At 72.3% G+C, this 25,362-nt stretch carries 23 protein-coding genes; 16 read left to right on the top strand and 7 right to left on the bottom strand.

Annotated elements, in window-relative coordinates; translation table 11 throughout:
* Window positions 1–192 precede the first annotated feature (192 nt).
* From CRP39_RS10405 to CRP39_RS10380, 6 genes are all read right to left on the bottom strand, one after another.
* Window positions 193–999: an ABC transporter permease gene (locus tag CRP39_RS10405; protein ID WP_172442377.1), complete on the bottom strand. Its 807-nt coding sequence runs from the start codon at window positions 997–999 to the stop codon at window positions 193–195.
* On the bottom strand, window positions 996–1,814 hold the full coding sequence (locus CRP39_RS10400; protein ID WP_172442376.1) for an ABC transporter ATP-binding protein: 819 nt from the start codon (window positions 1,812–1,814) through the stop codon (window positions 996–998). Before CRP39_RS10400 ends, CRP39_RS10405 begins: the two co-directional genes overlap by 4 nt.
* Before the next feature lie 38 nt (window positions 1,815–1,852).
* Window positions 1,853–2,641, bottom strand: a complete 789-nt coding sequence (locus CRP39_RS10395) for an ABC transporter permease (protein WP_097206274.1) — start codon at window positions 2,639–2,641, stop codon at window positions 1,853–1,855.
* A gap of 76 nt (window positions 2,642–2,717) precedes the next feature.
* Window positions 2,718–3,746: an ABC transporter substrate-binding protein gene (locus CRP39_RS10390; protein ID WP_097206273.1), complete on the bottom strand. Its 1,029-nt coding sequence runs from the start codon at window positions 3,744–3,746 to the stop codon at window positions 2,718–2,720.
* A gap of 107 nt (window positions 3,747–3,853) precedes the next feature.
* Window positions 3,854–5,044 carry a 4-hydroxybenzoate 3-monooxygenase gene (locus CRP39_RS10385; protein WP_097206272.1) on the bottom strand — a complete coding sequence of 397 codons (1,191 nt, stop codon included), beginning with the start codon at window positions 5,042–5,044 and terminating at the stop codon, window positions 3,854–3,856.
* 143 nt (window positions 5,045–5,187) lie between these two features.
* Window positions 5,188–5,922 (bottom strand): FadR/GntR family transcriptional regulator, encoded by a 735-nt coding sequence (locus tag CRP39_RS10380; RefSeq protein WP_097206271.1) that lies wholly within the window; start codon window positions 5,920–5,922, stop codon window positions 5,188–5,190.
* A gap of 389 nt (window positions 5,923–6,311) precedes the next feature.
* Between CRP39_RS10380 and CRP39_RS10375 the strand changes: the two genes are divergently transcribed.
* From CRP39_RS10375 to CRP39_RS10320, 12 genes are all read left to right on the top strand, one after another.
* Window positions 6,312–7,454 (top strand): FAD-dependent oxidoreductase, encoded by a 1,143-nt coding sequence (locus tag CRP39_RS10375; RefSeq protein WP_097206270.1) that lies wholly within the window; start codon window positions 6,312–6,314, stop codon window positions 7,452–7,454.
* A 50-nt stretch (window positions 7,455–7,504) separates the two neighbouring features.
* The gene (locus CRP39_RS10370) at window positions 7,505–8,410 is read left to right on the top strand and encodes a fumarylacetoacetate hydrolase family protein (protein ID WP_097206269.1); all 906 of its coding nucleotides are present in this window, start codon (window positions 7,505–7,507) and stop codon (window positions 8,408–8,410) included.
* On the top strand, window positions 8,407–9,099 hold the full coding sequence (locus CRP39_RS10365; RefSeq protein ID WP_097206268.1) for a GntR family transcriptional regulator: 693 nt from the start codon (window positions 8,407–8,409) through the stop codon (window positions 9,097–9,099). The genes CRP39_RS10370 and CRP39_RS10365 overlap by 4 nt, the downstream gene beginning before the upstream one ends.
* Before the next feature lie 109 nt (window positions 9,100–9,208).
* Complete coding sequence (locus CRP39_RS10360; protein WP_097206267.1) at window positions 9,209–10,651, top strand: amidohydrolase family protein; 1,443 nt, start codon at window positions 9,209–9,211, stop codon at window positions 10,649–10,651.
* Between the two features lie 93 nt (window positions 10,652–10,744).
* On the top strand, window positions 10,745–11,188 hold the full coding sequence (locus CRP39_RS10355) for a RidA family protein (protein ID WP_097206266.1): 444 nt from the start codon (window positions 10,745–10,747) through the stop codon (window positions 11,186–11,188).
* The gene (locus CRP39_RS10350; protein ID WP_097206265.1) at window positions 11,181–11,987 is read left to right on the top strand and encodes an alpha/beta fold hydrolase; all 807 of its coding nucleotides are present in this window, start codon (window positions 11,181–11,183) and stop codon (window positions 11,985–11,987) included. The genes CRP39_RS10355 and CRP39_RS10350 overlap by 8 nt, the downstream gene beginning before the upstream one ends.
* A gap of 5 nt (window positions 11,988–11,992) precedes the next feature.
* On the top strand, window positions 11,993–13,615 hold the full coding sequence (locus CRP39_RS10345; protein WP_097206264.1) for a sugar ABC transporter ATP-binding protein: 1,623 nt from the start codon (window positions 11,993–11,995) through the stop codon (window positions 13,613–13,615).
* A complete protein-coding gene (locus CRP39_RS10340) occupies window positions 13,612–14,742 on the top strand; it encodes an ABC transporter permease (protein ID WP_097206263.1) in 1,131 nt (376 codons plus the stop codon). Before CRP39_RS10345 ends, CRP39_RS10340 begins: the two co-directional genes overlap by 4 nt.
* A gap of 125 nt (window positions 14,743–14,867) precedes the next feature.
* On the top strand, window positions 14,868–15,902 hold the full coding sequence (locus tag CRP39_RS10335) for a sugar ABC transporter substrate-binding protein (RefSeq protein WP_097206262.1): 1,035 nt from the start codon (window positions 14,868–14,870) through the stop codon (window positions 15,900–15,902).
* An 86-nt stretch (window positions 15,903–15,988) separates the two neighbouring features.
* Window positions 15,989–16,840 carry an alpha/beta fold hydrolase gene (locus CRP39_RS10330; RefSeq protein WP_097206261.1) on the top strand — a complete coding sequence of 284 codons (852 nt, stop codon included), beginning with the start codon at window positions 15,989–15,991 and terminating at the stop codon, window positions 16,838–16,840.
* Window positions 16,819–18,099, top strand: a complete 1,281-nt coding sequence (locus tag CRP39_RS10325) for an MFS transporter (protein ID WP_245853755.1) — start codon at window positions 16,819–16,821, stop codon at window positions 18,097–18,099. The genes CRP39_RS10330 and CRP39_RS10325 overlap by 22 nt, the downstream gene beginning before the upstream one ends.
* Before the next feature lie 86 nt (window positions 18,100–18,185).
* Window positions 18,186–18,980, top strand: coding sequence for an enoyl-CoA hydratase/isomerase family protein (locus tag CRP39_RS10320; protein WP_097206259.1), 795 nt, complete (start codon window positions 18,186–18,188; stop codon window positions 18,978–18,980).
* Between the two features lie 15 nt (window positions 18,981–18,995).
* Here CRP39_RS10320 and CRP39_RS10315 read toward each other — a convergent pair whose 3' ends face one another.
* Window positions 18,996–19,889, bottom strand: coding sequence for an isocitrate lyase/PEP mutase family protein (locus CRP39_RS10315; RefSeq protein ID WP_097206258.1), 894 nt, complete (start codon window positions 19,887–19,889; stop codon window positions 18,996–18,998).
* Window positions 19,890–19,994: 105 nt separating this feature from the next.
* On the opposite strand from CRP39_RS10315, the gene CRP39_RS10310 reads away from it, so the two are divergent.
* The 4 genes from CRP39_RS10310 to CRP39_RS10295 are packed head-to-tail and all read left to right on the top strand — an operon-like array spanning window position 19,995 to window position 25,347.
* Window positions 19,995–20,789, top strand: a complete 795-nt coding sequence (locus tag CRP39_RS10310; RefSeq protein WP_097206257.1) for a GntR family transcriptional regulator — start codon at window positions 19,995–19,997, stop codon at window positions 20,787–20,789.
* Complete coding sequence (locus CRP39_RS10305) at window positions 20,786–22,849, top strand: hydantoinase/oxoprolinase family protein (RefSeq protein ID WP_097206256.1); 2,064 nt, start codon at window positions 20,786–20,788, stop codon at window positions 22,847–22,849. Before CRP39_RS10310 ends, CRP39_RS10305 begins: the two co-directional genes overlap by 4 nt.
* A gap of 3 nt (window positions 22,850–22,852) precedes the next feature.
* A complete protein-coding gene (locus CRP39_RS10300) occupies window positions 22,853–24,727 on the top strand; it encodes a hydantoinase B/oxoprolinase family protein (protein WP_097206255.1) in 1,875 nt (624 codons plus the stop codon).
* Window positions 24,724–25,347 carry an isochorismatase family protein gene (locus tag CRP39_RS10295; protein ID WP_097206254.1) on the top strand — a complete coding sequence of 208 codons (624 nt, stop codon included), beginning with the start codon at window positions 24,724–24,726 and terminating at the stop codon, window positions 25,345–25,347. Before CRP39_RS10300 ends, CRP39_RS10295 begins: the two co-directional genes overlap by 4 nt.
* Window positions 25,348–25,362: the final 15 nt, after the last annotated feature.

The raw sequence follows: 25,362 nt of genomic DNA, 5'->3' as shown, positions 1-25,362 counted from the left end.
GGCGCCGCGGGACAGGACCGCGACGGTCTCGCCCTCGTGCACCGCCGACAGCCGCAGCTGCTCCAGACAGATCGAGTTGAACAGGTTCTGGTCCACGAACTGCTCCTTCGGATGGGTGGGGACTGGACCGGGCGGAGGTCCGACACGGCTCCGCCGGGGAGGAGGGGTGGGCGACCGGGCGCGGCCGCAGGGTCAGGCGACGGTCGAGCGCTCCAGGCGACGCAGGGCGAGCATCTCGAGCACCCGCATGAGCACGATGAACAGCAGCGCGTAGGCGATCATGTCGGCCGGCCGGAGGAACCGGAACGACTCGTAGATCCGGGCACCGACCCCGTCGGACTGGGTCATCGTCTCCATGAGCACGACGAGCTTCCAGGAGAAGGCGAACGACGTGCGCAGCGCCGCCACGATGGCCGGTCGCACCTGCCCGGCGAGGACGTGCCGCAGGTAGTCGACGTGACTGAGCCGGTAGGTGGCGGCCATCTCGTCCAGCCCGCGGTCGCGCGCCTGCACCGAGCTGATCACCACGTTGGCGACCAGCGGCACGATGGCGATGGTGAGCGCGACGATGCCCGAGGTCTCGGAGATCCCGAGGATCAGGATGACCAGGATGATGTAGACGGGGTCCGGGATGGCCAGCCCGGTCACCAGGATCGGTCGCAGGAAGCTGTCGACCTTGCTGCTGAACCCGGCGAGCAGGCCCAGGACCAGCCCGGCGAGGGTCGCCGCCAGCAGCACCGTCAGCACCCGGCGTAGCGAGATCCAGGCGTCGCCGTAGAACTCGCCGTCGCCGAGCAGTTCGACGGCGGAGGCAGCGATCTCGCCGACCCCGGGGACCCAGCCGTCGGAGGTGAGGCTGATCAGCTCCCACAGCGCCGCCCCGAGGACGGCCGCCGTGATGCCGGCCAGGATGTTCCTCGCCGCGCCGCGGAACCGCACCGGCCGCTCGGGAACCGGTTCCGCGGAGACCGCCGGGCGTTCGGTGACCGCGGCGCTCACGATGCCCGCCGCTCTGGTGCACCCGGCGCGGCGTCGGTGAGCTCCCACTCCTTGAGGACGTCCGCGACCACCGAGGCCTCCAGACGAGCGAACTCCGGGTCCTCGTACTGCCGCGGCCGGGGCAGCGACACCGACAACTCCTTGAGCACCCGGGCCGGCCCGTGGCTGAGCGTCACGACCCGGTCGGCGAGGAACAGCGCCTCCTTGATGGAGTGGGTGACGAAGACCGTCGGCACCGAGGAGACCTCGCGCAGGCGGGACAACTCCAGCCGCATCGCCCGCGCGGTCACCTCGTCCAGGCCACTGAACGGCTCGTCCATGAGGACGACGTCCGGGTCGACGGCGAGGGCACGGGCGATGGAGACCCGCTGCCGCTGACCACCGGAGAGGCGCATCGGCCACGAGTCGCGGTACTCACCGACCCGCAGCATGCCGAGGTAGCGGTCGATCCGGGCGTCCCACTCGTCCTTGGGGACGCCGGCGCTCTTCATCGCGATCGTGATGTTCTGGGCGACGGTCCGCCACGGCAGGAGCCGGTGGTCCTGGAACACGTACCCGACGCGGAGCTTGCCCGACAGATCAGCGGCGGCCGGACTGCCGTTGAGCCGCAGCTCGCCGGAGTGCGCCCGGCGCAGACCGGCGAGGACGTGCAGCAGCGTGGACTTGCCACAGCCGCTGGGGCCCAGCAGCGCCAGGAACTCGCCCGGCGCCACCGTGAGGTCCACCCCGTCGACCGCGGTCCGGTCCCCGTGCTTGATCACGATGTCACGGAGGTCCAGGAACGGAGGCGTGACTCCGTCGACAGCGTTCGACATCAGGTTGACCTCGCCGGACAGAAGAGAGCCGTTGGTTGTCATGACACCCGCCATTTCAGGACGAATCGCTCGAGGGGCCGGATGACGAGGTACTCGCTGAGCAGCAGGATCGCCACGAAGACGAGCAGCCACAGCACGACCTCGGTGAGCTGGAAGCGGTCGAAGGCCCGGGCGAACTGCCATCCCATGCCGCTGCTCCCGATGAAGAGCTCGGCGAGGACGACGATCTTCCAGGCGTGCGCGTACTCGTTGCGCACCGCGGAGAAGCCGTAGGGAGCCAGCTGCGGCAGGACGACGTGCCGCAGCCGCGCCGTGCCGGTGATCCGGTAGGCGTCACCCATCTCGCCGACCTTGACGTCGAGGTTCCGCATGCCCTCGCGCAGCACGGTGGCCACGAAGGGGAAGCAGATGAAGGCGACGACGGCGTAGACGCCGATCGGGTCCCGACGGAAGACGTAGAGGGCCAGCAGCGCCGCGACGGTGCTCGGGACGGCGATGGCGAACCCGACGAAGGAGCTCATCACCCGGCCCCAGAACCAGTCCCGGCGCATGACGGCCGCAGCGGCCGCACCGAGGACCATCGCCAGGAGCAGTGAGCCGATGACCCGGAGTGTGGTGACTCCGGCGGCGTCCCAGACCTCGGCCGAGGCGAGGAAGCCGGGGAGCTCGGAGAGCACCTCTCCGATGGGTGGGACGTACCGGGTGGCCGAGCCACCGATCGCCCAGAGGACCAGGATCGATCCGATGCCGGCGAGGGACAGCGCCCACCGGTTCGCGTCCGGCAGCCGGCGTCGTGTCGATCGGGCCGGAACGGTTGCAGCGGTCATGCTCGCCTCCTTTCTGCGTGCTGTCTGAGGGGGAAGGGGTGGCGCCCGGCCGGCGGCACCGGCCGGGCGCCCCGGCTCAGCCCTTGACCAGGTCGTCGAGCACGGCGACCGGTGCGACCTCCGGCAGCTGCTCGAGACCGCCCTGCTCGACGAGGAGCTCGAGGTAGGTCATCTGCTGGTCGACGTCCTGCTGCGTCCAGTCGCTCGCGTAGCACGGCAGCTCGGCGCAGTAGTCGGCCAGTGCCTGCAGCTCCTCCTCGCTGCCCACGTCGAGGAAGCTGGCGTAGGGCTCCTCCAGGAAGAGCTGGTAGTCGCTGTCGACGACCGCCTGGACGGCTTCCTTCCAGGCCGCCTGGACCTCCCGGGCCAGCTCGGCGTTCTCCTCGAGCCACTCCATGCGGGCGGTGAGCATGGCCAGCGGGGGAGACCAGTTCGCCGCTTCCTGCCAGTAGTCGGTCACCTGGAACAGGTAGCGGCCCGGGGTCTGCTCGATCGCCCGCAGGCCGTAGGGCTCGAAGTCGAAGATCGCGTCGACCTCGCCGCTGGCCAGGAGCTCCGGCAGCGCCGCGGGTGAGGACTGCACCATCTCGTAGTCCTCGAGCGGGTTGATGCCGTGGGCCTCCTGCAGGGAGACCGCCAGCGCCTGGGTGGTGCCGGAGTCGTCCCCGAAGTGCCCGACGCGCTTGCCGACCAGGTCTGCCGGCGTCTGGTACGGGCTGTCCTCGGCGACCACGATCGCCGCGGTGTTGCTCATCGCCGGGTAGAACGAGACGACGTCGTGCCCCTCGTTGTTGGCGATCGCCGAGCTGGTGGCGTCCTGGTCCACGCCGATGTCGCTCTCGCCGATGAGGAAGGTGCTCGTCGAGGCGTCCGGGTCGACCTCGATGAACTCGGCGTTGAAGCCGTGCTCCTCGTCGATGCCGAGTTCCTGCATGACGAGGACGGGGAGGGGGGCCGGGTCGGGCAGCCCGGAGAAGCGGACGGTGGGCAGGTCGTTCCCTGCCGCAGCGCTGGAGTCCTCTCCGCCGCTGCCGCAGGCGGTGAGAGCCAGGGCGGCGGCCAGCATGCTGGCCGGCAACCGGAGGGAGCGTGTGCTCAGAGCCATCGATACCTCGTTCTCGGGGTCGGTGGAGTTCTCGGGGTGGGTGGAGTTCTCGGGGTGGGTGGAACGCGGCCCGGCGGCGTCGCCGGGGTGGTGCGACAGGGGAGCGGTCAGTCCTCGATCGGGAGGGGACCGATGTAGCTGCGGGCGAAGTTGGTGGCGTAGGCCTCGGAGTTGGCCAGCTGCCACAGTCGCGACTGCTGCAGCCGCTGCCGAAAAACGGCGTCCGGGCTGTCGGCCGGGTAGGTGTGCATCATGTGGAGCAGCGCGTGGCTGAACTCCTGCGCCCGCCAGATGTCGGGCACCCGGCGCTCGCTGTAGGCCTGCAGCTGGTCGAGCTCGGTGCCGCCGGCCAGGTCGAACTCACGCAGCACGCGGTCGAGCTCGACGGCGTCGGCGACGGCGAGGTTGAGACCCTTGCCGCCGGACGGGCTGATGATGTGCGCGGCGTCGCCGAGCAGGAAGACCCGGCCGTACTGCATGGGCTCGGCGACCCGGCTGCGCATGTCGAGCATGTTCTTGCTGAAGATCCGGCCCTCATGGAGGGTCCAACCGGGCTTCTCCAGCCGGGCCCGCAGCTCCGTCCAGATCCGCTCGTCCGGCCAGTTCTCGACCACGTCGCCGACCGGCACCTGCAGGTGGAAGCGCGTCACCGTGTCGCTGCGCAGGAGGTGACCGGCGAAGCCCCGCTCGTGCTGGGCGTAGATCGTCCACTCCGCCGAGGGCGGTGCCTCCGCCTGCAGCGTCAGCCACTGGAACTCGTGCTGCATCTCGTACTCGGTGATCGCGCCGGTGGGGGTGCTGGCCCGGGCGATGCCGTGCTGACCGTCGGCGCCGGCGAGGAACTCACCGGTGATCACACTGCCGTCCGAGCAGACGACACGGACCCCGTCGGCGTCGAACTGCAACTGCTCGGCCGCCACGCCGAGCCGGACGTCGCCGCCGGCCTCGACGAAGCCGTCGAGGAGGTCGGCCACCACCTCCTGCTGCGGGAAGACGTGGTGCGAGCGGCCGTCGTAGTACTCGGTGAAGTCGGTGTAGAAGGCCTGCCCGGCGCTGCGGAACTCGCAGCCACTGTGCCGGTGGCCCTCGGCGAACAGCCGCTTGGCCAGGCCCATCCGGCTGATCGTCTCGACCGTGCGGTACTCCAGCAGTCCGGCGCGGGTCCGGCTCACCAGCTGCTCGCGGGTGAACTTGTCCACGATCACGCAGGGGACATGGCGCCGCTGCAGCAGGTTGCCGAGGGTCAGCCCGGCGGGTCCAGCCCCGACGATCACGACGCGGGTGTGGGTGGTGGACATCGATCTCTCCTCACGAACGGCACGGAAAACGGCAGGGAAACGGCACGCCAGAGAGAGCTGACGGCCCGGGGTTCAGACGAAGTGGTCTAGTGGTCCTACCTCTGGCAGCGGCAGGAAGTAGTAGCGGGTGAGGGGATGTCTCCCTACGCCTGGTGCTCGAGCTCGCCGGCGACGTCGCTCAGGTGCTGGTGCATCACCCGGCCGGCGCGGGCGGGATCGCGCGCACGGATCGCGTCGAGCAGGGCGCGGTGCCCGGCCACCGACTTGTCGTGGGGGTCGTAGCTGGCGGAGGGCAACTTCTTGCGCATGTCGTGGAGCAGTTCGTAGACGGCGGCATGGACGGCGATGACCGTGGGGTTCCCCGTCGCCTGGGCCACCGCGAGGTGGAAGTCGGCGTCCGAGGTCTCCACAGCACCCTCGCCGTGCACCGCCTGCTCGAACCGCTCCAGTGCCGCCAGGAGCGTCTGCTCCCGCTCCGCGGTGAGGTTGGCAGCGGCGAGTGCGGCCACGCCCGGCTCGAAGGCCATCCGGAACTCCATGACGGACTCGGCTGCCGGCATGGAGAGCTCGATGACCGTGCGGAACGGCGCCATCAACTCGGCCGGGCCGGGGTGCCGCACGAACGTCCCCTCGCCGTGCCGGCTCTCGACCAGGCCCAGCAGGTCCAGTTCGCGCAGTGCCTCGCGGACCGAGTTGCGGCTGACGTTGAACTGCTCGGCGAGTTCCCGTTCCGCGGGGAGCTTGTCGCCCGAGCCCAGGACGCCCTCCCGCATCAGCTGCTGGAACTGGGAGACGACCTGGCGCGACAGTCGCCCGGACGCCACCTGACGGAACGCCGGTGCCGGTCTCGCGAGCTCGTCCTTCGCGGTCACGCTCACCCCTCTCCCTGTCGTCGCTCGGCGACTGCCGTCGCCCCTGCTCTGTCGGCCGACGGAGAGGAGTCAACGCGGTCAGTGTTACGCCTGCTCGATGCTGCGTGAACCTCTGGTTAAGAGGTCCTACCTCTGAACCGTAGTGAGCTGGGTCACCTCCGCGCAAGGGTCTCGGCGCAGAAACCGGGACGGATGCGTACGGGAGTGCGTGGTCGGGCGGCCGTCGCCGGTGGCGCCGGGTGCCATAACAGGACCGAAACGAAGAACTTCCACCGGGTTCACGCCAACCCCTTCCCATCGCGGGGAGGCGACGCTACTTTCTGGATCCCGGATCTCGGATCCTGGATCCGAAACAATGAACGTGCAGGTCACAGACCTGATCACGGAGGTGGAGCGTGCGCAGAACAGCGGAGATCGCCGGTGCGGGGCTGTCCGGTCTGGTGCTCGCCACCCGGCTGGCCCAGCTGGGCTGGCAGGTGCGGCTGCACGAACGCAACCCCGAGCTGCGCATGTTCGGTGCCGGCATCTGGATCTGGGAGAGCGGGCTGCGCACGCTGGAGGCCATCGGTGCCTTCGACCAGGCCACGGCCCGCGCCCGCAGCATCGCCGAGTGGCGGATCGCCGACCAGCACGGCGGTGTCCTCATGTCCCGGCGCACCACTCCCGACGACCGGCTCCTGCTGCCGCCACGCGCGGACCTCTACGAGGCGCTCATCGCGCAGGCGCAGCACTTCGGGGTGCAGATCGAGACCTCGTCGCTCGCGGTCGGCGCCTCGCCCGACGGCCGGCTGCAGATGGAGAACGGCAAGGAGTACGCGGCCGACCTCGTGGTCGCCGCCGATGGCGCCTACTCCCGGCTGCGCGAGTCGATCTTCTCCACCGCCTGGATGGACTTCGGCACCGAGGCCGGCATCCGGATGATGATCGACCGCGACGAGGGCGACCCCGAGGACACGATCATCGAGTACTGGCACGGCCGGCGTCGCCTGCTCTACAACCCGTGCACCGACGGCCAGGACTACATCTTCCTGAGCGCCCCGGTGTCCGACGAGCGGGCCAGCCGGATGCCCGTCGACCGTGACCTGTGGCGCACGCAGTTCCCCGCCGCCGCCCACCTGGTCGACCGGTTCGCCGAGGCCAGTCGATGGGACCGGCTGGTCAACGTCCGCTGCCGCTACTGGTCGAAGGGGCACGTCGCGGTCGTCGGGGACGCCGCCCACGCCATGCCGCCCAACCTCGGGCAGGCCGCCAACACCGCGTTCATCAACGCGATGGCGCTGGCGATGACCCTCGAGCGCGAGCGGGACGTGCCGACCGCCCTCGCCCGGTGGGAGCAGGAGAACCGCGCGCTCACCGACCACGTGCAGTGGTGGTCCTACCTCTACGGGTTCGTCGTCGCCAAGGTCCCCGACCGCATGGACGGCGTCCGCGCCCGTCTCCTGCGCTCGGTGTCCGGCTCCCGCCCGTTCCAGAACGGCCTGAACAAGGGCGCCCGGCACGTGCCCGCCGGCGCCCGGACCACCTCCCTGACCGCTTGATCCCCGGAAACCCCACCCGCAGCCGTGCGCACCCACCTGGAGGCTCTCTCGTGAAGTACGTGTCGTTCCTCAGCGACACCGGTCCCGGCGTGGGGGTGGTGCTCGGTGAGCACGTGTTCCCCGTTCCCCACGGGTACTCGGTCAGCGCCGACGGCGCCCCCCTGGGGTTGCTCGAGCTGATCCAGCGCGGAGCACCGACCTCGGTGCCCTGCGCGACCCCGCCGATCGCGCTGGCCGACGTCCGGTTGCTGGCCCCCATCCCGCGCCCGGCGCGCAACGTCATCTGCGTCGGCCAGAACTACCACCAGCACTCGCTGGAGTTCGACGCCTCCGGGTACAACTCCACGCCGAGCAACGGCGTGCCGGACCGCCCGGTCGTCTTCACCAAGGCACCCAGCTCGGTCATCGGACCGGACGACGTCATCCCGCTGCACGACGCGCTCACCACCGAGTTGGACTACGAGGCCGAGCTCGGCGTCATCATCGGCACCGGCGGCCGCGGCATCCCGGCCGAGGAGGCGCTGTCCCACGTCTGGGGCTACACGATCATCAACGACGTCACCGCGCGGGACGTGCAGCGGGACCACCGCCAGTGGTTCCTCGGCAAGTCGCTGGACGGTTCCTGCCCCATGGGCCCGTTCGCCGTCACCGCCGACGAGGTGGACCTCACCGACCTGCTCGTCGAGACCCGCGTGAACGGCGAGCTGCGGCAGAGCGCGAAGACCGGCGACCTGATCTTCGACGTCCCCACGCTGATCGCCACGATCAGCGCCGGGATGACCCTCCAGCCCGGCGACGTGATCGCGACGGGCACGCCGGCGGGGGTCGGGATCGGCTTCGACCCCCCGCGGTTCCTCCGGGCAGGCGACACTGTCGAGGTCAGCATCACCGGGCTGGGCACCCTGACCAACACCGTCGGCGGCCCGCCGGGGACCGACCCGGGGGAGCGCGCATGAGCCTTGACGGCACCAGGACCGGTGGAGCCCTGGCCGGGTTCTCCCCGATCCAGCGCGGCACCATCCGGGACGCCACCCGCGATGCCCTGCGCGACCTGATCATCAGCGGCGGCGTCGAGGTCGACACCCCGCTGCGCCAGGACGAGCTCGCCGCGCGCCTGGGCATCAGCCGCACCCCGCTGCGGGAGGCGCTGCACGCCCTGGCCAGCGAGGGCCTGGTCACCTTCGACGCCCACCGCGGCGCCGTGGTCACCCGGCCCTCGGCCCGCCAGTTGCTGGACCTCTACGAGATCCGGGAGCAGTTGGAGGTGCTGGCCGGCCGCCTGGTCGTCGCCGGCACCTCCGAGGAGCACATCAGGGCCGTGCAGGACCTGCACGGAGAGATGTCCGGGGTCACCGACCCGGTGGTGTGGGCCCAGCTCAACCAGCAGTTCCACGCCACGCTCTACGCCCCCTGCCGCAACCGGGAGCTGATCGCCCTGATCGACACGCTCTCGGCGCGGGCCAAGTTCTACGTCCGCATCCTCGTGTCGGCCGGCCCCTCGGCCGCCGCAGCCCACCGCGAGCACGGGGAGATGCTGGCCGCCCTCCAGGACCGCGACCCCGACGCGATGGAGGCGGCGATCCGCGCCCACCTGCAGGGCACCGCCGCCCAGGTCGCCCCCGCCCTCGCACCCGACGGGGACTGACCCCACCCACCCCTCAGCACCTCCGACACGCCCCCGCCGGGGCTGACAGCACCGGCGTCCCGGGGACGTGCCGCGATCCCGCGCACCCCGACCCAGGAGAGGAGTCCCCGTGTACGAGGACTGGACCCTCATCACCGGCGGCACGGTCATCGACGCCACCGGCGCCGACCCCCGCCCCGACACCGACGTCGTCCTGCACGGCGACACGATCGTCGCCGTCGGAGACGACACCACGGGCATCCCGATGCCGCCCAAGGAGGGGATGCGCCGCATCGACGCCACCGGGCGCACGGTCATGCCCGGCCTCATCGACGTGCACTGCCACATGACCTACGGCGAGGCGCGGTACGAGGAGGAGATCGACCTCTACACCAGCGCGGAGATGCGCACCCTCATCGCCGCGGCCAACGCCCGCAAGGTGCTCCGGGCCGGCATCACGAGCATCTCCCAGCCCGGCGGCAGCTACTACATCGGCGTCGGCATCCGCGAGGGCATCAAGGCCGGCCTGGTGCAGGGGCCCCGGATGACCGCGGCCGGCCGGTACCTGACGACCAGCAACGGCCTGACCGACTGGTTCCCCGACTCCGTCGGCGTCCCGGACGGCAACATCGGCACGCTGACCAACACCGCCGACCAGATGAAGAACGAGATCCGCCACCAGGTCAAGAACGGCGTCGACCTCATCAAGCTGGCCGACAGCCCCTACGGCGACTACCAGGCGTTCACCAACGACGAGATGAAGCTGGTCGCCGACCTCGTGCACCAGCTCGGCAAGAAGGTCACCATCCACGCCCGCGGGCCGGGCGAGGTCAGGGCCGCCGCCGACGCCGGCTTCGACTGGATCATGCACGGCAACGTCATGACCGACGAGGGCATCGAGAAGCTGGTCGAGAACGACGTCACCCTCGTGCCGACGCTGCTGCTCCTGGCCAACCTCGGCGACTGGCCCGAGCTCACCGGTGCTCCCTACCCGCAGTACCACGGGGCGCGCCGGATGCTGGAGAAGAGCGTCGAGAGCCTGCACAAGGCCCACGAGGCCGGGGTGGAGTTCGCGATGGGGACCGACAGCGGCTTCGCGATCACCCCCTACGGCGAGTGGCACGCCCGGGAGCTGGAGCTGCTGCGGGCCTACGCCGGCCTGTCGAACATGGAGTGCATCCTCGCCGCCACCGCCAACGGCGCGAAGATGCTCAACCTCGAGGGCAGGCTGGGCAGGCTCGTCCCCGGCTACCTCGCCGACGTCATCGTCGTGAAGGGCAACCCGGCCGAGAACCTGCACGTCCTGGTCGACAAGCGCAACGTCGAGATCGTCATCAAGGACGGCGTCGTCCAGGAGTTCCCCGACGACCTGGACATGGTCCGGTACCACAACGACCGCGACCCGCTGATCTACAGCCAGACCGAGCTGACCTACGACATGGTCACCGGCGACAACCCGGACAAGCCCTACAGCGTGCTGCCCTGGTCGATGACCGACGGCCTCGAGATCGCTCACGAGATCGACCGCAGCCAGAAGGCCATCGTCCCGGAGGACGGCGCCGTCCACGACTGACCGCGCCCGTTCCCCGCACCGCACACCGGCCCGACGCCGCACACCGATCGCGTGCTGCCCGCACCCCGGGCGGCCGACCGAAGGGAGCACTCCATGACCGTCACCCTGCACCGCAAGCCCAAGGGCCTCGGCGAGCCGCTGGGCCGCTACTCGCACGTGGCCGTCGTCGCCGACGGCGACCCCGTGTTCATCGCCGGACAGGTCGGCATGACCCAGGACGGCGAGCTGTACGGCGACGGCAGCTTCGCCGACCAGGTGCGCGGCGCCTACGCCAACCTCGGGACGGCGCTGGCCGCCGTCGGTGGCACGTTCGCCGACATCGCCAAGATGACGACCTACCTGGTCGGCGGCGGGACCCACCTGCCGGAGTTCATGAGCGTCCGGGGCGAGGTCTTCGCCGAGATCTACCCCGACGGGGACTACCCGCCCAACACGCTGCTGTTCGTCGAGCGGCTGGTGGAGGAGCCGCTGCTCATCGAGATCGAGGCCATCGCCGCCGTCCCCGGCGCCGCCGAGGTGGGGGTCGACGATGCCTGAGGTCGTCGCCAACGGCCACACCACCACCTGGTGGGAGGCCGGCACCGGTGACCCGCTGCTGCTGATCATGGGCACCGGGATGAGCGGCCGGGCCTGGACCCACGAGGTCGAGGAGCTGTCCCGGCAGTACCGCTGCATCACCTACGACATGCGCGGCGTCGGCACCGCCGACTGCACCGACTCCGACTACACCCCGGCGCTGCTGGCCGAGGACGCCGTCGCGCTCCTCGACGCGCTCGGCATCGAGTCCGCGCACGTCATGGGCTTCAGCCTCGGCTCCTGCACCGCGCAGGAGCTGGTGCTCAACCACCCCGAGCGGGTCCGCTCGGTGGTGCTGCTGTCCACCTGGAGCCGGACGGCGGACGAGAACCACGTCCGCCGGCACTACGAGTCGCGGCGGTACGCGCTGCAGCACGGCCCGCTGGACGTGTTCTCCAAGTTCGCCTTCTGGATGTGGTCGCCGACCCTGCTGGAGGAGGAGCACGAGCGCATCTGCGCCCTGGAGGCCGAGCTGCGCGAGTGGACCGGCTCGAAGGACGTCTCGGGCTTCATCGGGCACTTCACCGCCGACCTCGCCCACGACGCGATCGACCGGCTGCCCTCGATCCAGGCACCGGTGCTCGTCGTCCACGGCGACGAGGACCGGATCACCCTGCCGCGCTACAACCGGCGGGTCGCCGCGGCGATCCCCGGCGCGGAGTACGTCGAGATCCCGCGGGCCGGGCACCTCGCGTTCCTGGAGCAGCCGGACGCTGTCACCAAGGCCGTCGGGGAGTTCCTCAGCAGGTCGGGGAGCTGACCGCGATGGCCGCGACCACGGGCGTGCCCACGTTCGGCGTGCGCGCCGCCGTCCACGACTACTCGGGGGTCGTCGTCCTCCGGGACGTCGACTTCGAGCTGCACGGTGGGGAGATCCACGCGCTGCTCGGGGAGAACGGGTCGGGCAAGAGCACGCTGATCAAGGTGCTCACCGGCGCGGTCCGGCCGACGGCGGGCACCCTGTACCTCGACGGCGACCCGGTCGCCTTCGCCACGCCGCAGCAGGCGCAGGCGGCCGGGGTCGCCGTGGTGCACCAGAACTACAACCTGTTCCCGGACCTGACGGTCGAGAAGACCCTGCTCGCCAGCGCCGCCTCGACCCCCCGGCGGCTGACCGGGCTCGGCGCGGTCGACCACCGCGCCTGGCGGCAGCGCGTCGAGCAGCTGCTCGACCGGCTGGGCGTCGACCTCGACCCGCGGTCGCCGGTCGGCGCGCTCGGTCCGGCCGAGCGCAAGTTCGTCGAGATCGCCCGTGCCATGGCCACCGAGCCGCGGTTCCTGATCCTCGACGAGCCCACCGCCTCGCTCGAGCCGAGCGCCGCCGACCGGGTGCTCGCCCTGATGCGCACCCTCCGGACGCACGGCGTCGGACTGGCCTTCGTCTCCCACCGGCTGGACGAGGTGGCGGCCACCGCCGACCGGGTGACGGTGCTGCGCGACGGAGCGCGGGTCGCCGAGCGCGCCAGCACCGGGCTGACCACCGCGGAGATGGCCCGGCTGATGGTGGGCGACCGGCCTCAGGAGTCCCTGCGCCCCGAGGTCCCCACCGTGCGCCCCGACGTGCTGCTGCGGCTGCGCGAGGTCCGGTGCGTCGACGAGGGCGACTCCTTCGACCTCGACGTGCACGCCGGCGAGATCCTCGCCGTCACCGGCCTCGTCGGCTCCGGCGCGGCGAGGTTCGTCTCCATGGTCGGCGGAGACGTGCCGCTGCACGGCCGGGCGGAGATGGACGGCCGGGAGGTGCGGCTGCGCACCGCACGGGACGCCCAGGCGCAGGGGATCGGCTTCATCCCCGAGGACCGCAAGGCCCGCGGCTTGGTGCTGGAGCACTCGTGCGCGGTCAACATCTCCCTCGCCTCGCTCGGCCAGGTGGCCACCACCGGCCGGGTCTCCCGGCGCCGGCTGCTGCGCCGGGCCGAGGAGTTCCGGACCCGGCTGGACATCCGGATGCCCTCCCTCACCGCGCCGGCGTCGGCGCTGTCGGGCGGCAACCAGCAGAAGGTGCTGGTCGCCAAGTGGCTGGCCTCCGGCGTCCGGTTGATCGCCGTCGAGGAACCCACCCAGGGCGTCGACATCGGCGGGCGGGCGCAGATCCACGACCTGCTGCACGAGTTCACGGCCGGCGGCGGCGCGGTGGTGCTGTTCTCCACCGACGTCCGAGAGGTCCTCGGCCTCGCCGACCGGGTCGCGGTCTTCCGCCACGGCTGCCTGTCCCGCGTCCACCCGGTCGGCGACCTCGACCAGGCACGGCTCACCGCACTCACCGCGGGGGAGGAGCAGGACCCCGGGCCCCGGGCGGTGGACGCCGCCGTCCCGCACCCCGCCACCGCGGCCTCCGCCCCGACCCCGTCCTCCCGCCCGACCGTCCGGATGGAGAGCTCCCGATGACCGCGATGCGTGAACGCCCCGTCCGCAGCGACCCCCCGGGGGAGCGGACGCCCCGGCCACAGGTCCGGGTCCGCGGGGCACTGTTCGACCGGCTGTTCGTCCCCGTGGTGCTGCTGGCCCTGGTCGCCTACCTGTCGGCGACCAACGACGCCTTCTTCTCCCGGATCAACGTCACGAACGTGCTGATGCAGGCCTCGATCCTGGCGATCGTCGCCTTCGGCGCGACCTTCGTGATCATGGCGGGGCAGCTGGACCTCTCGATGGGCACCGGCTCGGCGCTGATCAGCGTCATCGGGGCCACGGTCATGGTCGACACCGGATCGGTCCTGATGGGCGTGGGTGCCTGCCTGCTCGCCGGGCTCCTGCTGGGCCTGGTCAACGGCGTGGTGGTCACCGCGCTGCAGGTGCCGTCGTTCATCGCCACGCTCGGCACGATGATCATCTGCGGTGGCGTCGCCCTCGCGATGACCAACGGCGGGGTGGTCAGCGGCCTCCCCTCGGGGTTCCGCGAGGTGGCCACGCTGCGCCTGTTCGGCCTCCCGGTGCTGGTCTGGGGCACCGCGGCGGTCTTCCTGCTCCTGTGGTGGCTGCAGCGCCAAACGGTGTTCGGCTACCAGGTGCTCGCCGTCGGCGGGAACGCCGAGGCCGCGCGGCTGTCGGGCATCTCCCTCGGCCGCGTCCGCCTGCTGGTCTTCGTCCTCGCCGGCCTGGCGACCGCGCTGGCCGCCATCGCCCTGCTGGTCCGCGTGCAGTCCGGTCAGCCCAACGCCAACGGCACCCTCGCCCTGGAGGCGATCGCGGCGGTGGTCGTCGGCGGCACCAGCCTCAACGGTGGCCGTGGCTCGGTGGTGCGGACCCTCTGGGGCGTGCTGCTCATCGCCGTGCTGCGCAACGGCCTGGACCTCAGCGGCATCAGCGAGGACTACAAGCAGGTGGTCCTCGGCGCGGTGTTCATCCTCGCCGCGTCGGTCGACTTCCTGCGTCGGCGCCTGGTCCGCCGGCGGGTCACGCCGTCGGTCGCCGGCCCCGCCCTGTCCACCCCGGTACCGCCGGACGCCGGGCCCGGCCCGGCCGTCACCGGCAGCGGGACCGTCCCCCCGACGTCGGCCATCGCGCCCCACCGCTGACCCCCCGAGCCCGCGCCTGGCCCGCGCCGCGCGCGTCCGCAGGTCTCCCCGCCTGCCCGTACCGCCCCGGTCCCGGACACCGCCGTCCCCCCGGCCGGTGTCCACCACCCCTCCAGGAGGTATCCGTGCGCACCTCGATCCCGTCCACCCTCACCCGCCCCGACGTCCGGCGCCGTACCGCTGCCGCGCTGGCCGCCACCGGGCTCGTCCTCTCCGTCGCCGCCTGTTCCGGTGGCGACGAGGAGGCATCCGCCTCCGGCGGTGGTGGCGAGGACCAGCTGACCGTGGAGATGAACCTCTACTCGCGGTCCCTGCCCTACTTCCAGGACTTCGTCGCCGGCGCCCAGGAGCGCGCCGAGGCCGAGGGCGTGACCCTCAACGTGACCTACGGGGAGACCGATCCGCAGCTGCAGTACGACCAGGTGCAGAACGCGCTCACCCAGTCGCCGGACGGCGTGATCGTCGTCCCGGTCGACCCGGCCGCCCTGATCCCGGTCTTCCAGCAGGCCTCGGACGGCGGCGTGCCGGTGCTCACGGCCATCAACGACATCGAGGAGGACGGCTGGCCGTCGGTGGTCGGCCACGTCGGCAAGGAGTACACCGACGTCGGCCGGGAGAAGGCCCAGTACCTCGTGGACACCCTGGGTGGTCAGGGCACGGTGGCGATGATCCACGGCATCCGCGGCCTGCTGTTCAGCGAGCTGCAGGCGCAGGGCGCCATGGAGGTGTTCGCCGAGAACCCCGGCATCACCGTCATCGACGGCCCGTACACCGGTGAGTTCAGCTCCGACGCCGGTCTGGCCGCGGCCGAGAACGTGCTGACCGCCAACCCCGACGTCGACGCCCTCTACTTCGACAACGACGACATCGCGCTGGGTGGGGTGCTCGCCGCCCAGCAGCGGGGCATCGCGATGGAGGACATCGTCATCATCGGCACCGACGGCGGCGAGCCGGCCCGGCAGGCGGTGGCCGCCGGTGAGCTGGACATGACCATCACGCTCTGCGGCTTCCTGAACGGCAAGCAGGCGATGGACACGCTGGTGTCCTTCGTCCGCGACGGCGACGAGCCGGCCGAGCGCACCGTCGAGGTGACCAGCCAGATGGTCACCCGGGACAGCTACGAGGACGTCGAGGCGCTCATCGCCTCCGGCGACTGCTGAGCCCGCCACCGCTCCCGGTCCGGCCCGCGCCCCGGACCGGACCGGGAGCGGCCCGTCCCCCGAGACCCGACCGACCAGGAGCCCTCATGTCCGACGCCCGCCCGTTCACCTCCGGCCGGGACCAGGTGATCAGCTATCCGGTGACCGCCGCCGGCATCCGCACCCGCGTCGTCGAGTCCGTCGGGGGTGTGGCGCCGCTGGTGTGCCTGCACGGCGCGGGTTCGCGGGCGGACCGCTTCGTGCCGGCCGTCCCCGGCCTGGTGGACGCCGGCTACCACGTCTTCGCGATCGACTCGCCCGGGCACGGGCTCGCCGACAAGGGCGCCGGACCGGACTACACCGCAGCCGGCTTCGCCGCGTTCTTCTCCGCCGTCCTCGACGAGCTCGGGCTGTCGGGCGTCACCGTCGCGGGCACCTCGCTGGGTGCGCACGTGGCGGCGCACATGGCGCTCACCCGCCCCGACCTGGTCTCGTCGGTGGTGCTCATCGGCGCGATCGGTCTGGCGCCGCTCCCGGAGGAGAACATGACCCCGCGGGAGGTCCTCGCCGACGCCAGCGACGCCGGCGTCCGTCGCAAGCTGGACCTCCTCGTCGCCGACCCGGCCATGGTGACCGACGCCTGGGTGCGCGAGGAGTCGATGATCAACTCCTCGCTGGGCGCCCGCGAGTCGCTGACCGCGGTGGCTGACTTCCTGCTGGGCCCGTGCAACGAGGACCTCGTCGTCGACGCGCTGGCGGACGCGGGCCTGGCCGACCGGGTGCTGCTGGTCTGGGGTGAGGACGACCGGTGGACGCCGCTGTCCATGGGGCACGCGGCGCACGCGGCGCTGCCGGGGTCACGGCTGGAGGTCATGGGGGGCTGCGGTCACGCCCCGTACTTCGAGGACCCGGACCGCTTCGCCCAGATCATGGCCGAGTGGCGACGTCTCCCCGTGTGACGTCGTCCCTCGACGTGGGGACGTCGCCGTCGACGTCCCGGTCGCTGTGGCGACTCCCGGCGCTGCGGGCACTGGTGTTCATCAGCCTCGCCGGCTTCACCAGCTTCTGCGCGACCCTCAGCGCGCTGCCCTCGTGGGCCACGGCCGGCGGCGCGACCCCGGCCGCCGCGGGCCTGGTGATCGCCGTGATGCTCGGGTGCACCGTGCTCACCCAGGTCGCCGTCCCCGCGCTGGGGGCCCGGCTGGGGTGGTCCCGGCTCTTCGCGATCGGGCTGGCGGCGATGGGCCTGCCGGCGCTGGGCTACCTGCTCGGCGACGCGCTGTGGTGGCTGATGGCGGTCTCCGCCGTCCGCGGCGCGGGCTTCGCCGTCGTCACGGTGGTCGGCGCGACCCTGACCGCGCGCATCGCACCTCCCGGGCGGCAGGGGGAGGCCGTCGGCATCTACAGCCTGTCCAGTTCCGTGCCCAACCTGCTCGCGGTCCCGGCGGGGGTGGCGCTCACCCTCGCCGGGCACTTCGAGTGGGTGGCCGTCCTGGCGGCAGCGCCCGTCCTGGCGGTGCCGTTCGTGGGGGCGCTCGGCCGTGGCGGCCTCGAGCCACGGCGCGGCAGTGGCCCCGAGCCACGGTGCGGCAGCGGGCCCGCCGCGGTGGCCCGGCGGCCGCGCCGCGTCGTCCTCGCCGCGGCCGGACCCGCGGTGGTGCTGCTCGTGGCCGCGCTGGGCTGCAGCGGACTGGTGACGTTCCTGCCGATCGGACGTCCGGACGGGGTGCTGGCGACGCTGTCGCTGCTCCTCCTGGGGGCGACGGCCGCGCTCACCCGGTGGCGTGCCGGTGCGCTCGCCGACCGGACCAGCAGCGCGCTGCTGCTGCCGGCCGGGCTGGGCCTGTGCGCGACCGGCCTGCTCCTGGTCGCCGGGGGACTGGTGCTGGGGCGCGGGGCGGGACCGGACGCCGTCGTCCTCGTAGGTGCCACGGCCTTCGGCGTCGGCTGGGGCACGGTCCAGAACCTGACGCTGGTGGCGGCCTTCGGCCGGGTGGGGCCGGACCGGGCCGCGACGGCCGGTGCCGTGTGGAACGCCGCGTTCGACACGGGGCTCGGGGTGGGGGCCCTCGTGGTCGGGGCGGTGGCCGGCACGGCGCTGGGCCTGCCGTGGACCTACGTGCTGTGCGCGCTGCTGGTCGCCCTGAGCCTGCCGCTGGCGGTGGCGACGACACCCCGGACGGCGACGGGTGTCGACGTGCCGGTGGCCGGCCCGTGACCGGATCGCCACCCCCCACCGGCTGAGCTCGCCAGGCCGGAACCGGCGCGGCGCACGCGGTCGGCGGGCGTGAGAGGTTGGCCGGCATGAGCGATGTGCAGCGGCGGGAGTCGGGACTGGTCGTCGAGGACCGCGGGCAGGTCCGGCTGCTCACCCTCGACCGGCCCGAGCGCCGCAACGCGCTGTCCTCGGCGATCCAGGCCGACCTGGTCGAGGAGCTGCTGCGCTGCGCCGAGGACGGCGGCGTCCGCGCGATCGTGCTCACCGGCAGCGGCCCGGCGTTCTGCGCCGGGTTCGACCTCAAGGAGATCCGGGAGGGCGACCGCCGGGGCGAGCGGTTCCGCCCGCCGATGAACCGGCCCACCCGCTCGCTGTTCGAGGTGGCCACCGAGACGCCGGTCCCGATCATCGCCGCGATCAACGGCGCCGCCGTCGCCGGCGGCTTCGAGCTGGCGCTCGCCTGCGACCTCCGGGTGGCCGCGCCGGGCGTGCCGATGGGACTGCCTGAGGCGAAGATCGGGATGGGCGCGAACTTCGGCTCCGTCGTCCTGCCCAAGCGCATCCCCATGGGGATCGCACTGGAGCTGCTCTACACCGGCGAGTACGTGACCAGCGAGGTCGCCGAGCGGTGGGGACTGGTCAACCGGCTCGTGCCGGCCGAGGAGGTCCTGCCGACCGCGCTGCGGCTCGCGGAGACGATCGCCGCCAACGCACCGATCTCCATCAGGCGGATGAAGGAGACCGCGGTGAAGTCGCTGGAGCTGCCGTTGTGGCAGGCGCTGCGGCTCGACGTCGGCCCCAACCCGTACCTCAGCGAGGACCGTGAGGAGGGCATCGCCGCCCACCTGGAGAAGCGCCCGCCGCGGTGGACCGGCCGCTGACCTGCCGCCGCTGGGTCAGCTCCCGGAGAAGCGCTGCTCCAGCTGCTGGACCTCGGGCAGGCCGATGACGTCGGTGAACTCGCCGAACGCCGGCAGCCCCGCCAGCGACGGGACGCCGTCGGTCTTGAGCGAGGCCAGCAGCGAGCGGATGCCCGCGGTCGCGGCCAGGAGCGTGCCGATCGGGTAGATCACCAGCGAGAAGCCGAGCTGGGTCATCCGCTCCAGCGACAGCGGGGGAGTGCGGCCGCCCTCGGCCCAGTTGAACACCAGCGGCGCCACCCCTCGGAGCTCCGTGGCCACGCGCTCGATGTCGGCCTCCGACGTCGGCGCCTCCACGAACAGCACGTCGGCGCCGGCCTCGGCGAAGGCCCGGGCGCGGGTGATCGCCTCGTCGATGCCGTGGGTGGCCACCGCGTCGGTGCGGGCGATGAGCACGAGATCGGGGTCGCGGCGGGCCTCGACGGCGGCGCGCAGCTTGCCCACCATCTCGTCCGCGCCGATCAGCGCCTTGCCGCTCATGTGCCCGCACTTCTTGGGCATCACCTGGTCCTCGAGCTGGATGCCGGCGACCCCCGCCTGCTCGTAGAGCTGCACCGTGCGGACGACGTTGATGGCGTTGCCGTAGCCGGTGTCGGCGTCGGCGATCACCGGCACGTCGACCGCGGCGGCGATCCGGCGGGCGTTGTCGACCATCTCCGCGCCGGTGAGCAGCCCGACGTCGGGGCGGCCGATGAGCGAGGCCGTCGTCCCGAACCCGGTCATGTAGACGACGTCGAACCCGGCCTGCTCCACCAGCCGGGCCGACAGCGCGTCGTAGGCGCCGGGCGCCACGAGCGGCTCCGGGGCGGCCAGCAGCTCGCGCAGCCTGGCCCGCGGCGACGGACGGCGACTTCCCAGCAGGTCTCCCACGACGGCCCCCTCTTGTATGCAGTCCCCAGGAATTTACGCAGCAGGGATTGCTCCTGGGAAGCCCTCAGCCCTACGTTGCATGCAATCTCGGAGAGGGTGTGAGCCGTGACACGGGCGCTGACCTCGGCCGAACGGGCCCTGGACATGCTGCGCGAGGCGATCCTGCGCGGCGAGCTGCCCGCCGGCGCGCGCCTCGGCGAGGTCGAACTGGCCGAGCGACTGGGGGTCAGCCGCACCCCGGTCCGGGAGGCGCTGTCCCGGCTGGCCGCCGAGGGGCTGGTCCAGCTGGTGCCCAACCGCGGCGCCCGGGTGGCCACCTGGACCGTCGACGAGCTGGAGGGCGTCTTCGAGCTGCGGGCGCTGATCGAGCCCCAGCTGACCGCGCTCGCCGTCCCACAGGCGACGGTCGCCGACGTCGACGAGCTGGACGCGGTGGCGCACGAGATGCAGCGGATCGGCGCCCCGGGCCCGGGGCAGGACCTCGACGCCCTCGTGCCGCTCAACCGCACCTTCCACGACCGGCTGGTGACCCTCGCCGGGCACCCCGCCCTGGCCGCGGCCCTCGCCGGCGTCGTCCACCCCCCGATCGTGGTGCGCAACTTCCACGCCTACGACGAGGCGTCGCTGCGCCGCAGCCTGGCCCACCACGTCGAGATCGTCGCGGCGTTGCGGGCCGGCGACCCGGAGTGGGCCCGCGCGGTGATGACCGCGCACATCCGCAACGCCCGGGCCGTCATGGTCCGCGCCGCGGCCGCCAACGTCCTGGATCTGGGCCCGGCGCGCCCGGCGTCCCGGACGCGCGCGGAGAACCGGGTCCTCGCCCCGGAGAAGAGCTGGCATCCCCGAGAGACCGAGCACCCCCGAGAGACCGAGCACCCCCGAGAGAAGGAGACCCCATGAGCTACCGGCTCGGAGTCGACGTCGGAGGGACGTTCACCGACGTCCTGCTGGTCGAGGAGGGCAGTGGCCGCACGTGGCGGGCCAAGACCGCCTCCACGCCGGCCGACCAGTCCGTCGGCGTCCTCAACGGCATCGCCAAGGCCTGTGGCGAGGCGGACATCGACCTCGCCGAGGTCGCCCAGGTGCTGCACGGCACCACCGTGGCGACCAACGCGATCCTCGAGGGCAAGGGCGCGACCGTCGGTCTGGTGACCACCCGGGGCTTCCGGCAGGTGCTGCAGATCGCCCGCTCCTACGTGCCCGGCGGGCTGGCCGGCTGGATCATCTGGCCCAAGCCGGAGCCGCTGGCGGCGCTGGAGAACACCGTCGAGGTCGACGAACGGATCGCCAGCGACGGCTCGGTCGTCCGGCCGCTCGACGAGGACGACGTCCGCGCGCAGCTGCAGCAGCTGTCCGGTCAGGACATCCAGGCGCTGGCCGTCTCGCTGATCAACTCCTTCGCCGACCCCGCCCACGAGCAGCGGATCGCCGAGATCGCCGCCGAGGTGCTGCCCGGCGTCCCGGTGTCGCTGTCCTCCGACGTGCTCCCCGAGCTGCGGGAGTACGAGCGCACGCTGACCACCGTGGCCAACGGCTACGTGCAGCCGCAGGTCAAGAAGTACGTGACGACGCTGTCCGAGCAGCTGCGCGAGGGCGGGGTGGCCGGCGAGCTGGCGATCCTGCGCAGCGACGGCGGCCTGTCCTCGGCCACGGCGGCGATCGACTCGCCGGTCACCCTCCTGCTCTCCGGCCCGGCCGGTGGCGTCACCGGCGCGGTCTGGGTCGCCGAGCAGTCCGGGCACCGCGACCTGATCACCTTCGACATGGGCGGCACGTCGACCGACGTCGGGCTGGTCCGCGACCTCGACCCGAAGATCGGCCGGGAGACCAAGGTCGGCGACCTCGCGGTGCGCGCCTCCAGCGTCGACGTCCGCACGGTCGGGGCCGGCGGCGGGTCGATCGCGCACGTGCCGGAGCTGACCCGGGCGCTGCGGGTCGGCCCGCAGTCCGCCGGCGCGGACCCGGGCCCCGCGGCCTACGGCAAGGGCGGGGTGGAGCCCACCGTCACCGACGCCAACGTCGTCCTCGGCTACCTGCCCACCACGCTGGCCGGCGGCGAGATCACCCTCGACGTCGAGGCCTCCCGCGCGGCGATCGGCAAGATCGCCGAGGCCATGGGTCTGGAGTCCGTGGAGGCCGCCGCGGCCGGGATCATCGACATCGTCAACGAGAACATGCTCGGCGGTGTCCGGCTGGTCTCGGTGCAGCAGGGCTTCGACCCCCGCGACTTCTCCCTCGTCGCCTTCGGCGGCGCCGGCCCGCTGCACGCCAACGCGATGGGCCGGCTCACCGGCGCCTGGCCGGTCATCATCCCCCCGGGGCCGGGCCTGCTCTGCGCCCTCGGCGACGCCACCACCAGCCGGCGCGACGAGTCCGCCCGCACCGTGCTGCGCCGGTTCGCCGAGCTCACCGGCGGCGACCTGGTGACGGTGCTGCGCGAGCTCGCCGACGACGCCGGTCGCCGGCTGGCCGCGCAGGGTGTGCCGACCGACGAGCAGACGGTCAGCTACCAGGTCGACGTCCGGTACCACGGCCAGGGCTTCGAGATCCCGATCGACGTCGACCCCGCCTGGCTCGCCGATCCGGACGCGGCGCTGCAGCGGCTGGGGGAGACCTTCGACGCCGAGCACGACCGGCTGTTCTCCTTCCTGCTGCGCGTCGACCACGAGATGGTCAACGCCCGCGCCACCGTCACCGGCCCGCGCCCCGACGTCGCCCCGGTCGTGCTCTCCGACGGCGACGGTGACCCGGCCGGCGCGCTGGTGCAGGACCACCGCATCTACGTCGGCGGCGAGTACGTGCCGGCCGGCGTCTACGACCGGGCGCGGCTGCGCGCCGGGGACGTGGTCCCCGGGCCGGCGATCGTCACCGAGATGGACTCCACGACCCTCGTCCTGCCCGGGCACGCGGCCACCGTGCACCCGTCGGGCAGCCTGCTGATCACCCCGCTGGAGGGCTGAGACATGGCACGGATCATCGAGACCACGACCACTCCGGTCGGCACCGTCGACGTCGACCCGGTCACCCTCGACCTCATCGAGAACGGGCTGCGCAACGCCCGCTACGAGATGGACGAGGTGCTGTTCCGCACCGCGCTGTCGCCGGGCATCCGCGAGCAGCACGACGAGTTCCCGCTGATCGCCGATCCCACCGGCAAGATGGTCGTCGGCCAGTTCGGCCTGTCGGTCCCCGACTTCCTCGCCGAGTTCGACGACACCGTCGAGGAGGGCGACGTCCTGCTCACCAGCGACCCGTACTCCTGCGGTGCGGCCATCAGCCACGCCAACGACTGGCTGGTCGTCGTCCCGATCTTCCACGAGGGCCGGGTCGTGGGCTGGGCGTCGATGTTCGGGCACATGTCCGACGTCGGCGGCAAGACGCCGTGCTCGATGCCCACCGACGCGCACACCATCTACGAGGAGGGCGTGGTCATCCCGCCCTTCAAGCTCTACCGCAAGGGCGAGGTCAACGACGACGCGTTGCGGATCATCCTCAACCAGGTGCGCAAGCCCGACTGGAACCGCGCCGACCTCAACGGCCTGGTCGCGGCCTGCCGCACCGCCGCCCGCCGGGTGGCGGAGATGTGCGACCGCTTCGGGACGGCGACCTACCTCTCGGCGCTCGACGCCCTGCTGCAGCGCAACCACTCCGCCATGAAGGTGCTGCTGCAGACGGTGTTCGAGGAGGGCCGCACGCTCTCCTTCACCGACTACATCTGCGATGACGGCGTCGGCTTCGGCCCGTACGAGCTGAAGCTGTCGCTGACCCGCACCGGGGAGAAGGTGCACCTGGACTTCACCGGCTCCTCGCCCCAGGCGGCCGGGCCGATCAACTACTACATCAACGAGAACCTGACGCGGATGTTCTTTGGGATCTACATGATCACCGTCGCCGATCCGCAGATCCTCTGGAACGACGGCTTCTACCCCCTGGTCGACGTCACGATCCCGGACGGCTCCTACTGGAAGCCCAAGCACCCGGCGTCGCTCAACGGCCGCAACCACGGCATCGGCCGGGTCTTCGACCTGTTCGGCGGGCTGCTCGGGCAGACCAACCCGGCGCTGCTCAACGCCGCCGGGTTCTCCTCCTCTCCGCACTTCATGTACTCGGGCTACTACTCCGGGGGCGCGCGCAAGGGGGAGTGGTTCCAGCTGTACTCGATCGGCTTCGGCGGCATCCCCGGCCGGCCGCTCGGCGACGGTCCCGACGGGCACTCGCTGTGGCCGAGCTTCACCAACATCCCGTGCGAGTACCTCGAGTCCTACTACCCGCTGCGGATCGAGCGCTGGGAGACCGTCGCGGACACCGGCGGCGCCGGCCTGCACCGCGGCGGCAACGGGGTCGACGTCGCCTACCGCTTCGACGAGCCGGGCACGATCGCCATCCACGACGACCGGTGGCTCACCTACCCCTGGGGCGTCAACGGCGGGCACCCCGGCGCCCGCGGCACCAAGTGGCTGGACCGCGCCGACGGCAGCCGCCAGGTGCTGCCGAGCAAGTGCCACGACGTGCCGGTGGCACCGGGAGACGTCCTGCACTTCGTCACCTGGGGCGGCGGTGGCTGGGGCGACCCGCTCGAGCGGGACCCGGAGTTGGTGGCGCTGGAGGTGCGCCGCGGGCTGGTCACCGCCGACGGCGCCAAGCGCTACGGCGTCGTGGTCTGCGACGGTGGCGAGGTGGACGTGGCGGCGACCGAGACGCTGCGCGACCAGATGCGCGCCGACCGGCCGGCCGAGCTCCCGGTGTTCGACATGGGTCCGCCGATCGAGGAGCTGCTGGCCCGCTGCGAGGAGGAGACCGGGCTGCCCGCGCCGAAGCGACCGGTCTGGGCCGGTTGAGCGTCCCCGAGCCGGCGCCCGGTCCGCACGGGTCGGCGTTCTCCGGCCGGGTCGGCTGGGGGAGCCACCCGGCGGTCCTGGTCATCGACCTGTGCCGCGCCTACACCGAGCCGGGCGGCCCGTTCGCGCTGCCCGACCCAGGGCCGGCGGTGGCGGCGTCGTCCGCGCTGGTCGACGCCGCCCGCGCCGGCGGACACCCCGTGGTCTGGACGGCGGTCCGCTACACCCGCGGCCTGGCCGACGGCGGGCTGTTCGTGCGCAAGGTGCCCGCGCTCGCCGCCTTCGCCGAGGACGCGCCGGGGGAGTGGGGGGAGCTCACCCTGCCCCCCGCGTTCGGCGAGCCGGTGGTGGTGAAGCAGTACGCCTCGGCGTTCTTCGGCACCACGCTGGCGCCCACCCTGGCCGGTCTCGGCGTCGACACCCTCGTCGTGGCCGGCGTCTCGACGTCGGGCTGCGTGCGCGCCACCGCGATGGACGCGCTCAACTCCGGCTTCCGCCCGCAGGTGGTCCGCCAGGCCTGCGCCGACCGCACGCCCGAGGTGCACCAGAGCAACCTCGCCGACCTCGACGCCAAGTACGCCGACGTGGTGGACCTGGCCGAGGCGCTCGCCCACCTCTGAGGGGTCCTCTGCGAC

Origin of the sequence: Geodermatophilus sabuli, assembly GCF_900215145.1 — a bacterium.
Classification (GTDB): domain Bacteria; phylum Actinomycetota; class Actinomycetes; order Mycobacteriales; family Geodermatophilaceae; genus Geodermatophilus; species Geodermatophilus sabuli.
The sequence above is the reverse complement of the archived record's forward strand: the minus strand, read 5'-3'. Positions and strand labels throughout refer to the sequence as shown.

Bases quoted from the DNA above. Each gene is read 5' to 3' on its own strand.
- CRP39_RS10400 (WP_172442376.1), bottom strand. From the start codon at position 1,814: ATGTCGAACGCTGTCGACGGAGTCACGCCTCCGTTCCTGGACCTCCGT.
- CRP39_RS10395 (WP_097206274.1), bottom strand. From the start codon at position 2,641: ATGACCGCTGCAACCGTTCCGGCCCGATCGACACGACGCCGGCTGCCG.
- CRP39_RS10390 (WP_097206273.1), bottom strand. From the start codon at position 3,746: ATGGCTCTGAGCACACGCTCCCTCCGGTTGCCGGCCAGCATGCTGGCC.
- CRP39_RS10385 (WP_097206272.1), bottom strand. From the start codon at position 5,044: ATGTCCACCACCCACACCCGCGTCGTGATCGTCGGGGCTGGACCCGCC.
- CRP39_RS10365 (WP_097206268.1), top strand. From the start codon at position 8,407: ATGAGCCTTGACGGCACCAGGACCGGTGGAGCCCTGGCCGGGTTCTCC.
- CRP39_RS10355 (WP_097206266.1), top strand. From the start codon at position 10,745: ATGACCGTCACCCTGCACCGCAAGCCCAAGGGCCTCGGCGAGCCGCTG.
- CRP39_RS10350 (WP_097206265.1), top strand. From the start codon at position 11,181: ATGCCTGAGGTCGTCGCCAACGGCCACACCACCACCTGGTGGGAGGCC.
- CRP39_RS10345 (WP_097206264.1), top strand. From the start codon at position 11,993: ATGGCCGCGACCACGGGCGTGCCCACGTTCGGCGTGCGCGCCGCCGTC.
- CRP39_RS10340 (WP_097206263.1), top strand. From the start codon at position 13,612: ATGACCGCGATGCGTGAACGCCCCGTCCGCAGCGACCCCCCGGGGGAG.
- CRP39_RS10330 (WP_097206261.1), top strand. From the start codon at position 15,989: ATGTCCGACGCCCGCCCGTTCACCTCCGGCCGGGACCAGGTGATCAGC.
- CRP39_RS10320 (WP_097206259.1), top strand. From the start codon at position 18,186: ATGAGCGATGTGCAGCGGCGGGAGTCGGGACTGGTCGTCGAGGACCGC.
- CRP39_RS10305 (WP_097206256.1), top strand. From the start codon at position 20,786: ATGAGCTACCGGCTCGGAGTCGACGTCGGAGGGACGTTCACCGACGTC.
- CRP39_RS10300 (WP_097206255.1), top strand. From the start codon at position 22,853: ATGGCACGGATCATCGAGACCACGACCACTCCGGTCGGCACCGTCGAC.